Below are 12,236 nucleotides of genomic sequence, written 5' to 3' on the forward strand. Positions count from 1 at the left end.
AGGGTCGTACCCTCGTGCCATGCCCATCGTGATCCTGGCCCGGCACGGCCGGTCCACCGCCAACGCCGACGGGGTGCTCGCCGGCTGGTCCGAAGGCGTCGGTCTGGACGAGCGCGGCGGCGAGCAGGCCGCCGCGCTCGCCACCCGGCTCGCCGCGCTGCCGCTGGCCGCCGTCGTCACCAGCCCGCTCCAGCGCTGCCGGGAGACGGTGCAGCCGCTGCTCGACGCCCGCCCCGAGCTGCCGGTGCACACCGACGACCGGGTGGGGGAGTGCCACTACGGCGACTGGACCGGCCGCAAGCTCGCCGACCTCGCCGGGGAGCCGCTGTGGAAGACCGTCCAGCAGTACCCCTCCGGCGCCGTCTTCCCCGGCCCCGGCGGTGAGTCGGTGACCGCCATGCAGCAGCGCGCGGTGGCCGCGATACGCGACTGGAACGAGCGGATCGAACGCGACCACGGTCCGGACGCGGTCTACCTGGTCTGCTCCCACGGCGACATCATCAAGTCCGTCGCCGCCGACGCGCTCGGCCTGCACCTCGACCTCTTCCAGCGGCTGTCGGTGGAGCCCTGCTCGGTGACCGCGATCCGCTACACCCCGCTGCGTCCGTTCCTGCTGCGCCTCGGCGACACCGGCGAGTACGGCGGCCTGGTCCCGCGCCCGGACGCCGGGGCCGCCGGGCGGGGCGGTTCGGACGCGGTGGTCGGCGGAGCCACCGGCACAACGTGATCGCCGTGCGCAGTAGGGTGGTGCCGCGGCACCCGCGCACGCACAAGTGACCAAGCAGTCGAGCAAACGGAGCAGGACGTGCCCCGTCAGGTGTTCTTCTACGAGCAGCCGGACCGGTTCGTGGCCGGTACGGTCGGGCAGCCGGGCCAGCGCGCCTTCTTCCTGCAAGCCAGCGCGGCCGGCCGGGTGACCAGCGTGGCCCTGGAGAAGACCCAGGTGGCCGCGTTGGCCGAGCGCATCGACGAGCTGCTCGACGAGGTCCTGCGGCGCTCCGGCGGCGACGCCTCGGTGCCCGCGGTGGCCCCCGCCGAGCTGGCCGACACCGCGCCGCTGGACACCCCGGTGGAGGCCGAGTTCCGGGTCGGGACGATGGCGCTCGCCTGGGACACCTCCGACCAGCGGATGATCCTGGAGGCCCAGGCGCTGGTGGAGATCGACGCGGACTCCTCGGAGGACCTGGAGGCCGCCGAGGAGATGCTCCTGCAGGACGAGGAGAACGGCCCGCCGATGCTGCGGGTGCGGCTCACCGGGGCGCAGGCCCGCTCGTTCGCCAAGCGCGCGCTGGAGGTCGTCTCCGCGGGCCGGCCGCCGTGCCCGCTGTGCAGCCTGCCCCTCGATCCGGAAGGACACGTATGCCCGCGTCAGAACGGGTACCGCAGAGCGGGCTGAAGCCCGGCGGCGGCCGTCCGGTGCCGCCGGCCCCGCGCGCGGAGGGCGACGGGCAGCTGTCCGCCGCCGACACCCTGCGGCTGCTGGGCGAGGGCCGGCTGACCGTACGCGGCCAGGTCCGGGAGGCGTCCAACGCGGTGCTGTACTGCGCCGTGGAGGCCGACGGCCACCGCGCGGCCTGCGTGTACAAGCCGGTGGCCGGGGAACGGCCGCTGTGGGACTTCCCCGACGGCACGCTGGCCGCCCGGGAGGCCGCCGCCTACCTGGTCTCCGAGGCCACCGGCTGGCAGCTGGTACCGCCCACCGTGCTGCGCGACGGCCCGTACGGCGAGGGCATGTGCCAGCTGTGGATCGAGGCCGACCCCGAGGCGTCCGGGCTCCTCGCCCTGGTCGAGGGCGAGGAGCCGGAGCCGGGGTGGAAGGCGATAGGTTTCGCCGAGGTCGGCGAGGGGCGCACCGCGCTGCTGGTGCACGCCGACGACCCGCGGCTGCGCCGGCTCGCGGTGCTCGACGCGGTGATCAACAACGCCGACCGCAAGGGCGGCCACCTGCTGCCCGGCACCGGCGGCCGGCTGTACGCCATCGACCACGGGGTCACCTTCCACACCGAGGACAAGCTGCGCACCCTGCTGTGGGGGTGGGCGGGCGAACCGCTCACCGAGGAGGCGGTCACCGTCCTGACCCGGCTCTCCGCCGAGCTGGCCGGCGCCCTCGGCACCCGGCTGGCCGATCTGCTCACGGCCGACGAGGTCGACGCGCTGCGCGCACGGGTCGCCGCCCTGCTGGCCACCGGCCGTCACCCGGAGCCCGGCGGCAGCTGGCCGGCGATCCCGTGGCCACCGGTGTGAGCGGCGCGAAGAGCGGGTAAGCACGGATCGGCGCGGAACTCAAGACCGTCAATCACGTCATCGGGACCGCTCCCGGCTCGTATACGGAACACCCGTCCGGTTAGGCTCGTGCCATGCATGCCTGGCCCGCTTCGGAGGTTCCCGCCCTGCCCGGTAGGGGACGCGAACTCCGGCTACACGACACCGCGACCGGCGGTACGGTCACCCTGGACCCCGGTCCCGTGGCCCGCATCTACGTATGCGGCATCACCCCCTACGACGCCACCCACATGGGGCACGCGGCCACTTACAACGCGTTCGACCTCGTGCAGCGCGTGTGGCTCGACACGAAGCGGCAGGTTCACTACGTACAGAACGTCACCGACGTCGACGACCCGCTGCTGGTACGGGCCGCCGAGACGGGTGTGGACTGGACCGAGCTCGCCGAGCGGGAGACCGCCCTGTTCCGTGAGGACATGACGGCGCTGCGGCTGCTGCCGCCCAAGCACTACATCGGCGCCGTCGAGGCGATACCCGGGATCGTCCCGCTGGTGGAGCGGCTGCGGGAGGCCGGCGCGGCCTACGAGCTCGACGGCGACATCTACTTCTCCGTCGAGTCCGACCCGCACTTCGGCAACGTGTCACGGCTGGACGCCACCGCGATGCGGATCCTCTCCGCCGAGCGCGGCGGCGACCCGGACCGCCCGGGGAAGAAGAACCCGCTCGACCCGATGCTGTGGATGGCCGCCCGCGACGGCGAGCCGAGCTGGGACGGCGGTTCGCTCGGCCCCGGCCGCCCCGGCTGGCACATCGAGTGCGTGGCGATCGCGCTGGACCACCTCGGGATGGGCTTCGACGTCCAGGGCGGCGGATCCGACCTGGCCTTCCCGCACCACGAGATGGGCGCCTCGCACGCCCAGGTGCTCACCGGCGAGTTCCCGTTCGCCAAGGCGTACGTGCACGCCGGGATGGTCGCCCTGGACGGCCAGAAGATGTCGAAGTCCAAGGGCAACCTGGTCTTCGTCTCCGCGCTGCGCCGGGACGGGGTGGACCCGGCGGCGATCCGGCTCTCGCTGCTGGCCCACCACTACCGCGCCGACTGGGAGTGGACCGACCAGGTGCTCGCCGAGGCGGTGGAACGGCTCGGCAGGTGGCGGGCGGCGGTCTCGCGTCCGGACGGCCCGCCCGCCGAGGCGCTGCTGGAGGAGGTCCGCGAGGCGCTCGCCGACGACCTCGACGCGCCCGCCGCGCTGGCCGCGGTGGACCGCTGGGCCGAGACGCAGCGCACCGCCGGCGGCACCGACCCGGGCGCCCCCGGCCTGGTCTCCCGCACGGTGGACGCCCTGCTCGGGGTGGCCCTGTAAGGCGCTGAGCGAAATCCGTCACTTGGCGGCGCCCCGGCCGGCAAACCGGCCGGGGCGCCCACGAACGGGTGAAACGCGCCGCGCTGTCACCGGGTGCGATCCGGCCGTGTTCGGGAAGTCCATGCCTCCGGCCCGCCAGTCCATGGTCATGTACGCGTAATCCGTACTAGACCGCTGGCATGCAGAGACCCACACGCTTGACGGCGGTCCTCGCCGCCGTGGCCGGTCTGCTCCTGACCTGGACCGGGCCCGCGAGCGGGGCGCGCGCCGCCGATCCGCCGCCCACCGCCACCACCGTCGGCGACCTCACCGGGTTCGCCGCGCACGGCGCCGAGTACGACCTGACGGCCGGAGCGGCCCGGATCCGGGTCGACTTCGTCCGCGACGACACCGTCCGCATCAGGCTCGCCCCGGACGGCACCTTCACCGACCCCACCGGCACCGACATCGTGCTGCCGCAGGGCCCGCCGCCGCACACCAGCTGGCACCGCGACGGCGACACCTACCGGATGCGCACCGCCAAGGTCACCCTGCTCGCCCACGCCCACCCGCTCCGCTTCGAACTGCGCCGGGCCGACGGCGCCGTACTGTGGTCCGAGGCCAAGGGGCTCACCTGGGACGGCGGACAGACCACCCAGACCCTGCGGCGCGGCGCCACCGAGCAGTTCTACGGCGCCGGCATGCAGAACGGCCGCGGCGACACCTCGCACCGCGACCACACCGTCCAGGTCGGCGTCGACTACGACTGGAACGACGGCGGGCACCCCAACTCCGTTCCCTTCTACCTGTCTTCGGCCGGCTACGGGGTCTTCCGCGACACCTACGCCCCGGGCACCTACGCCTTCACCGACCCGGTCACCACCACCGAGCAGGAGAACCGGTTCGACGCCTACTACTTCGCCGGTGACAACGCCAAGCAGGTCATCGGCGCCTACACCGCGCTCACCGGACGCCCGTTCCTGCCGCCGCTGTACGGCCTCGAAGTGGGCGACTCCGACTGCTACCTGCACAACGCCAACCGCGGCGAACGCCACACCCTGGACGCGCTGAAGGTGGCCGACGGCTACCTGGCCAACGACATGCCGCTCGGCTGGATGCTGGTCAACGACGGCTACGGGTGCGGCTACGAGAACCTGCCGCAGACCGCGCGGGGCCTGCGGCAGCGCGGGGCGCAGCTGGGCATGTGGACCCAGGACGGCCTCGCCACCCTGGCCCAGCAGGTCAAGGACGGCCAGCGGGTGGCCAAGCTGGACGTGGCCTGGGTCGGCGACGGCTACAAGTTCGCCCTCGACGGCTGCAAGGCGGCCTACCAGGGCATCGAGGACAACAGCGACGCACGCGGCTTCACCTGGGCCCCGGAGAGCTGGTCCGGGGCGCAGCGCTGCGGGGTGCAGTGGTCCGGCGACCAGAGCGGCGGCTGGGACTACATCCGCTGGCAGATCCCCACCTACGCGGGCGCCACCATGTCGGGCCTGGCGTACACCACCGGGGACATCGACGGCATCTTCGGCGGCAGCCCCCAGACCTACACCCGCGACCTGGAGTGGAAGTCGTTCCTGCCCACCGTGATGTCCATGGACGGCTGGGCCCCCAGCGACAAGCAGCCGTTCCGCTACGGCGAGCCCTACACCTCCGTCAACCGCCGCTACCTCAAGCTCAAGGAGGCGCTGCTGCCGTACCTGTACACCTACGCCGAGGAGGCACACCGCACCGGCGTCGGCCCGGTACGGCCGCTGGCGCTGGAGTACCCCGGCGACCCGGTGGCCGCCGGGGACGCGGCGAAGTACGAGTTCCTCTCCGGCCAGGACTTCCTGGTCGCCCCGGTCTACCAGGACAGCGACCGGCGGGACGGCATCTACCTGCCGAAGGGCACCTGGACCGACTACTGGTCGGGACGGGTCTACCGGGGGCCGGTGACCGTCGACGGCTACAGCGCGCCGCTGGACACGCTGCCGCTGTTCGTCCGCGCGGGCGCCGCGATCCCGATGTGGCAGGGCATCAGGTCGTACCGGGACCACACCCCCGGCTCCACGCTCACCTGGGACGTCTATCCGCAGGGTGAGTCGTCCTTCACGCTCTACGAGGACGACGGCGTCACCCGGCAGCACCGCACCGGCGCCTACGCCCGCCAGCGGGTCGACGTCCGCGCCCCACGCGCCGGGTCCGGCGACGTCACCGTGGCGGTCGGCGCGAGCACCGGCCACTACCAGGGCAAGGCCGCCGCCCGCGGGTACGAGCTGACCGTGCACACCGGCAGCGCGCCCGCCGGGGTGACCGTGGCCGGACGGCCCGTCCCGCGGGCCGCCGACCGCGCGGCCTACCAGGCGGCGGAGCGCGGCTGGTGGTACGACCCGGCCGACCGGCAGGGCGTCGTCCACGTCAAGACCGGCACCCGGTCCACCGGCAGCGCGTTCACCGTACGGCTGCGCGGCACCAGCGCGCTCGGCGGACGCCGCCCGGGCGCGGTCCCGGCGGTGACCGCCCCGGACGGCCAGCAGGTCACGGCGGGCACGCCGGGCCCGGTGGCGGTCCAGGTCGCGGCGGGCAGCCGTCCGACGCCCCCGGCCACCGTCTCGCTGACCGCGCCGCACGGCTGGACCGTCTCCGCTGCGCGCACCACCGGCCGGCTCACCCCGGGCACGGCACGGCGGCTGACGTTCACCGTCACCCCGCCCCGTGACGCCCCGCCCGGCGAGAGCGTCCTGACCGCCACCGTCGTGACCGGCGGCACCACCGTCACCCAGTGCTTCGCGGTGACCGCGCTGCCACCGCCGCCGGACGGGGACACCTGGGCGAGCGACATGGTGTGGCTGCGCCAGACCAACGGCTGGGGGCCGCCCGAACGCGACCGCAGCAACGGCGAGTCCGGCGCCTCGGACGGCCATCCGCTCACCTTGCGCGGCACCGTCCACGCCAAGGGCATCGGCGCCCACGCCGACTCCGACATCGCGGTCAACCTCGGCGGCCGGTGCATCTCGTTCACCGCGGAGGTGGGCATCGACGACGAGACCGCCGGCCACGGCGACGTCACCTTCACGGTGACCGCCGACGGCCGGCCGGTGTGGACCTCACCGGCGCTCACCGAGGCCTCGGCGACCGTACCGGTCGACGTGGCGCTGACCGGCGCCCGGGTGGCCGACCTGCGGATCGACCGGGTGGGCACCTCCAACAGCGGTGACCACGGGGACTGGGCGGCGGCCCGGTTCCACTGCCGCCCGGCCGGCTGAGCCGTCGTGCGGGGCGTCCGCGCGGACGCCCCGCACGACGCGGCGGTCAGGACTCGCGGCCCTCGTCCGCGTCGTCCCCGCCCTCGTCGGCCGCCTCCGGGCCCTCCCCGCCGTCCCGCGCCTCACGCGGCGCCGGACCGCGCAGGAACGGACCGGGCTCGCGCGGCTCGCCGCTCTCGGTGGCGTGCGGGCCGTGCTGGCCGTCCCGGCGGCGCAGATACCGCTCGAACTCCCGCGCGATCGCCTCGCCGGACGCCTCCGGCAGATCGGCGGTGTCCCGGGCCTCCTCCAGCGTCTGGACGTACTCGGCGACCTCGCTGTCCTCGGCCGCGAGCTGGTCGACCCCGAGCTGCCAGGCCCGGGCGTCCTCGGCCAGCTCGCCCGGCGGGACGCGCAGGTCGATCAGGTCCTCCAGCCGGTTGAGCAGCGCCAGGGTGGCCTTGGGGTTGGGCGGCTGTGAGACGTAGTGCGGCACCGCCGCCCACAGGCTCACCGCCGGGATCCCGGCGTGGGTGCACGCCTCCTGGAGGATGCCCACGATGCCGGTGGGCCCCTCGTAGCGCGACTCCTCCAGACCGAGGGTGCGGGCCAGGTCCGGGTCGGAGGTGACCCCGGTGACCGGCACCGGGCGGGTGTGCGGGGTGTCCCCGAGCAGCGCGCCCAGGATCACCACCATCTCCACGCCCAACTCGTGGGCGAAGCCGAGCAGTTCGTTGCAGAAAGAACGCCAGCGCATGCTGGGCTCGATGCCGCGCACCAGGACGAGGTCGCGTGGCGCGGGGTCCTGGACGCGGACCACGGAGAGCCGGGTGGTGGGCCAGGTGATCTTCCGGGTCCCGCCCTCCAGGAAGACGGTGGGCCGGTTGACCTGGAAGTCGTAGTAGTCCTCGGCGTCGAGCGCGGCGAAGACCTCGCCCTTCCACTCCCGGTCCAGGTGCGCGACCGCGGAGGACGCGGCGTCGCCGGCGTCGTTCCAGCCTTCGAACGCGGCCACCATGACCGGGTCGACCAGCTCGGGCACCCCCTCGACCTCGATCACCCAGCGCCTCCTTCCGGCCGCCGCGGCCTGTGGGCCGGCCGCGGCTGCTGTCCTGCATCCCGGTTGCTTGCGGCACCAGCCTACGGCGTCCGGGCCCTGCTACCGCAGCCCCCGGAACGCCCCAGCCGATAATGATCGAACTGGTATCCGGAAATTCGCGCGGGCGTCGCACGACACCCCCGGTGACCTGGCCGCCGGCCCGGCCCACCGCCGCCCGGCGCAACGCATCGCCATGAAGACCGGCGGATTGAACCCCGCCGTGACGGGTACCGCGTCCAACCGCGGTCCGGGAACAATCCGGGACCAACCGGAACGCACGGAAAGCGCGGAGGACGGAGACCACCATGGCACCACGCTGGCAGCACGCCGTCGTCACCGGGGGCGCCGGATTCGTCGGATCCCATCTGTGCACCGCCCTGCTCGCCGAGGGCACCGCGGTCACCTGCGTCGACGACCTGTGCACCGGTCGCGCCCAGAACCTCGCCCACCTCGCGGGCAACCCCGACTTCTCCGTGCTCCGCGCCGACGTCGTGGAACCCTTCGACATCCCCCGCCGGGCCGACCTGGTCCTCCACTTCGCCTCCCCGGCCTCGCCCGCCGACTACCTGCGGCTGCCGCTGCACACCCTGGAGACCGGCAGCAACGGCACCCGCAACGCGCTGGCCATCGCCCGCGAACACGGCGCCCGCTTCGTCCTCGCCTCCACCTCCGAGGTCTACGGCGACCCGCACCGCCACCCGCAGGACGAGAGCTACTGGGGCAACGTCAACCCGGTCGGCCCGCGCAGCGTCTACGACGAGGCCAAACGGTACGCCGAGGCGCTCACCACCGCAGAGGCCGCCGTCCACGGCACCGACTGCGGCATCGTGCGGCTGTTCAACACCTACGGCCCGCGGATGCGCGGCCACGACGGACGCGCGGTGCCCACCTTCATCCGGCAGGCGCTGGCCGGCGAACCGCTGACGGTCACCGGCGACGGCAGGCAGACCCGCTCGCTGTGCTACGTGGACGACACCGTACGCGGCATCCTCGCCATGGCCGCCTCCCAGCTCACCGGGCCGGTCAACATCGGCAACCCGGACGAGACCACCATGCTCGAACTCGCCCGCACCATCGCCGCCCTGGCCGGCACCCAGGCCACCATCCGCTTCGTGGAACGGCCGGTGGACGACCCGGCGGTGCGCTGCCCGGACATCGGCCTGGCCCGCGACAAGCTCCAGTGGGTGCCACGGGTCACGGCGGCCGAGGGGCTCGCCCGCACCATCGCCTGGTTCCGTGAGCACCGCGGCGAGTACGCCACGGCCTGAACCCGCCGCCCGCCCCGGACCCGCCGGCCGAAAGGACGTGACCGACGCCATGCGCACCCTCGGCATCAACGCCCTCTTCCACGACCCCGCCGCAGCCCTCGTCGTCGACGGCCGCATCGTCGCCGCCGCCGAGGAGGAACGCTTCTCCCGCCGCAAGCACGGCAAGCGCCCGCTGCCCTTCTCCGCCTGGGAACTGCCCGTCCAGGCCGCCAAGTGGTGCCTGGACAAGGCCGGTCTGCGCCCCGAAGACCTGCATGCCGTCGCCTACTCCTACGACCCCGCGCTCGCCGAACCGGCCGACGCCCTCGGGCTGCACGACCCCTGGGACCACCTGCGCCAGATGTACGCCCGGCAGGCCCCCGGCTTCATCGCCGAGGCGCTGCCCGGCCTCGACCCGTCCCTGGTCCGCTTCGTCCCCCACCACCTGGCGCACGCCGCCTCCGGCGCGCTGGCCGCACCCGACGCCGACCCCTCCTCCGTCCTCGTCCTCGACGGCCGCGGCGAGGCCACCTCCCACCTGGCCGGCCGCCGCACCGGCAACCACGTCGAGCCGCTGTACGGCCAACGGCTGCCGCACTCCCTCGGACTGGTCTACGAGGAACTCACCGAACACCTCGGCTTCCTGCGCTCCAGCGACGAGTACAAGGTGATGGCGCTCGCCTCCTACGGCACCCCGCGCATGCTCGCCGAACTGCGCCGCCACGTGTACGCCACCGGGGACGGCGGGTTCGCCGCCACCGGGGTGCCGTGGCGCGAACTCGCCCCGCCCCGCCGCCCCGACGAGCCGTGGACGCGAGACCACGCCGACCTCGCCGCCTCCGCCCAGCGCTGCCTGGAGGAGGTCCTCCTCGACCTGGTGCGCTGGCTGCACGGACGCACCGGCGACCGGCTGCTGACCATGGCCGGCGGGGTGGCCCTCAACTGCGTGGCCAACTCCCGCATCGTGCGCGAGGGTCCGTTCGACGCGGTGTGGGTGCAGCCCGCCGCGGGCGACGCCGGCACCGCGCTGGGCGCCGCGCTGCTGTGCTCCGCCGAGTCCGGCGACCGCACCACCGTGATGCCCACCGCCGCGCTCGGCCGCGGCTGGCACGAGGACGAGCTGGCCGCCTGGCTCACCCGGGCCGGGGTGCCCTTCGAACGCCCCGGGGACATCGCCGAGGCGGTCGCCCAGGCCCTCGCCGACGACGCCGTGGTCGCCTGGTTCCAGGGGCGTTCGGAGTTCGGGCCGCGCGCCCTGGGCCACCGCTCGCTGCTGGCCCACCCCGGCCGGGCGGAGAACCTGGAACGCCTCAACGACGTCAAGGGGCGCGAGCAGTTCCGGCCGGTGGCCCCCATGGTGCTCGCCGACCGGGCCGCCGAGATCTTCGACGGCCCGCTGCCCAGCCCCTACATGCTCTTCGTGCACGACGTCGCCCCGAGCTGGCGCGACCGCATCCCCGCCGTGGTGCACGTGGACGGCACCGCCCGGATCCAGACCGTCGACCCGGTCGTCGAACCGCTCGTCGCCCGCATGCTGGAACGCTTCGAACGCCTCACCGACCTGCCGGTGGTCGTCAACACCAGCCTCAACACCGCCGGCCGCCCCATGGTGGACGACCCCCGCGACGCCCTGGAGTGCTTCGGCTCCGCCCCGGTCGACCTGCTGGCCATCGGCCCGTTCACGGTACGCCGCGGTGCCTTCTTCTCCGGCGTCCAGGAGTACGCACCCGGCCGCGCGTTGACCGAACCGGTGCTGGAGAGGGCGGCGCCGTGACCGGCGCCCCGCGCTACGCCGTCGTCGTCCCCACCCTCGGCCGCCCCAGCCTCGGCGACCTGCTGGCGGCGCTGGCGGCCACCGAGGGTCCGCGGCCGGCCCGCATCGTGCTGGTGGACGACCGGCCGCTGTCCGACTGCGCCCCGCTGCCGGTCACCGTCCCGCCCGAACTGCGCGGCCTGGTCGAGACGGTGGCCGGATGCGGGTACGGTCCGGCCGCCGCCCGCAACGCCGGTTGGCGCGCCGCGCCCGAGCCGTGGATCGCCTTCCTCGACGACGACGTGCTCCCCGGCCCCGACTGGGCCGCCGACCTCGCCGCCGACCTGGCCGCCGCCGACGCCCGCACGGCCGGCGTCCAGGGACGCGTCACCGTCCCGCTGCCGGCCGGACGCCGCCCCACCGACTGGGAACGCAACACCGCCGGGCTCGCCGACGCCCGCTGGATCACCGCCGACATGGTCTACCGGCGCGCCGCGCTGGAGGCCGTCGGCGGCTTCGACGAACGCTTCCCGCGCGCCTTCCGGGAGGACGCCGACCTCGCGCTGCGCTGCCTGGACGCCGGATGGACGCTGACCACCGGGCGCCGGCGCACCGTCCACCCGGTGCGCCCGGCCGACCGGTGGGTGTCGGTGCGTACCCAGGCGGGCAACGCGGACGACGTGCTGATGGGGCGGATCCACGGGCGGGGTTGGCGCCGCCGGGCGGAGGCGCCGCGCGGACGTGTCGCGGCGCACGCGGTGGTGACGGCGGTGGGGGTGGTGGCGGTCGCCTGTGCGGTGGTGCGGCGGCCTCGGGCCGCCGTGTTGGCGGCGGGGGTGTGGGTGGGGGGGACGGTGGAGTTCGCGGTGGCGAGGATCGTGCCGGGGCCTCGCACGGTGGACGAGATCGTCACCATGCTTCTCACCAGCGTGGTGATCCCGCCCACCGCCGTCGCCCACCGCCTCTCCGCCGCCCTCCGCCCCACCCCGCCCTCCCCGGGGTCCCCCCGGTCCCGGCTTCGTCGTGGCTGACGTCACAGATGTTTTCCCCCCGCCCACCCGTGGCTGTCATCGCATAGCGCGGGATGCGCACTGTCTTCCTGGAGTCCGGGGGCCCTCCGGGGTGACTCCTCGCTCCCCGTATCCGCCACAGTTGCGCTCCGGCTACTGGGTCGCTGCGGGGACACCCCTGCACGCCCCCGTCCGGTCTCGTTCCGCGCTGCGGCACGGAGGGGGTGAGAAGGAGATCGGGGTCACCCCAACCTCCTTACTCACCCCCACCCGCGAAGAGAGGCACCCGCACGACGGCACAAGGGGGTGTGCCGGGGGTGTCCCCGCAGCGACC

General features: G+C 74.3%; 9 protein-coding genes. 8 read left to right on the forward strand and 1 reads right to left on the reverse strand.

Annotated features, from left to right (window positions below):
* The first annotated feature begins 19 nt into the window (after nucleotides 1-19).
* The 5 genes from SCATT_RS24255 (at nucleotide 20) to SCATT_RS24275 (ending at nucleotide 6,814) form a co-directional block, all read left to right on the forward strand.
* Nucleotides 20-727 (forward strand): histidine phosphatase family protein, encoded by a 708-nt coding sequence (locus SCATT_RS24255; RefSeq protein WP_014145834.1) that lies wholly within the window; start codon nucleotides 20-22, stop codon nucleotides 725-727.
* 78 nt (nucleotides 728-805) lie between these two features.
* Entirely contained in the window at nucleotides 806-1,396 is a 591-nt protein-coding gene (locus SCATT_RS24260) for a DUF3090 domain-containing protein (protein ID WP_014145835.1), read from the forward strand.
* A complete protein-coding gene (locus SCATT_RS24265) occupies nucleotides 1,360-2,244 on the forward strand; it encodes an SCO1664 family protein (protein WP_014145836.1) in 885 nt (294 codons plus the stop codon). Before SCATT_RS24260 ends, SCATT_RS24265 begins: the two co-directional genes overlap by 37 nt.
* A 113-nt stretch (nucleotides 2,245-2,357) precedes the next feature.
* The gene (mshC, locus tag SCATT_RS24270; RefSeq protein WP_014145837.1) at nucleotides 2,358-3,587 is read left to right on the forward strand and encodes a cysteine--1-D-myo-inosityl 2-amino-2-deoxy-alpha-D-glucopyranoside ligase; all 1,230 of its coding nucleotides are present in this window, start codon (nucleotides 2,358-2,360) and stop codon (nucleotides 3,585-3,587) included.
* Between the two features lie 179 nt (nucleotides 3,588-3,766).
* Nucleotides 3,767-6,814: an NPCBM/NEW2 domain-containing protein gene (locus SCATT_RS24275; RefSeq protein WP_173405658.1), complete on the forward strand. Its 3,048-nt coding sequence runs from the start codon at nucleotides 3,767-3,769 to the stop codon at nucleotides 6,812-6,814.
* A gap of 46 nt (nucleotides 6,815-6,860) precedes the next feature.
* On the opposite strand, the gene SCATT_RS24280 is transcribed toward SCATT_RS24275, so the two are convergent.
* The gene (locus SCATT_RS24280) at nucleotides 6,861-7,853 is read right to left on the reverse strand and encodes a PAC2 family protein (RefSeq protein WP_014145840.1); all 993 of its coding nucleotides are present in this window, start codon (nucleotides 7,851-7,853) and stop codon (nucleotides 6,861-6,863) included.
* A 344-nt stretch (nucleotides 7,854-8,197) separates the two neighbouring features.
* Here SCATT_RS24280 and SCATT_RS24285 point away from each other — a divergent pair, with 344 nt between their 5' ends.
* Genes SCATT_RS24285 through SCATT_RS24295 form a run of 3 tightly spaced genes read left to right on the forward strand, consistent with a single transcriptional unit; the run spans nucleotide 8,198 to nucleotide 11,923 of the window.
* Entirely contained in the window at nucleotides 8,198-9,160 is a 963-nt protein-coding gene (locus tag SCATT_RS24285; RefSeq protein WP_014145841.1) for an NAD-dependent epimerase/dehydratase family protein, read from the forward strand.
* A gap of 49 nt (nucleotides 9,161-9,209) precedes the next feature.
* Nucleotides 9,210-10,913: a carbamoyltransferase family protein gene (locus tag SCATT_RS24290; RefSeq protein ID WP_014145842.1), complete on the forward strand. Its 1,704-nt coding sequence runs from the start codon at nucleotides 9,210-9,212 to the stop codon at nucleotides 10,911-10,913.
* Complete coding sequence (locus SCATT_RS24295) at nucleotides 10,910-11,923, forward strand: glycosyltransferase family 2 protein (protein WP_014145843.1); 1,014 nt, start codon at nucleotides 10,910-10,912, stop codon at nucleotides 11,921-11,923. Before SCATT_RS24290 ends, SCATT_RS24295 begins: the two co-directional genes overlap by 4 nt.
* The last annotated feature ends 313 nt before the right edge of the window (nucleotides 11,924-12,236 follow it).

This window comes from Streptantibioticus cattleyicolor NRRL 8057 = DSM 46488, assembly GCF_000240165.1.
Classification (GTDB): Bacteria; Actinomycetota; Actinomycetes; order Streptomycetales; family Streptomycetaceae; genus Streptantibioticus; species Streptantibioticus cattleyicolor.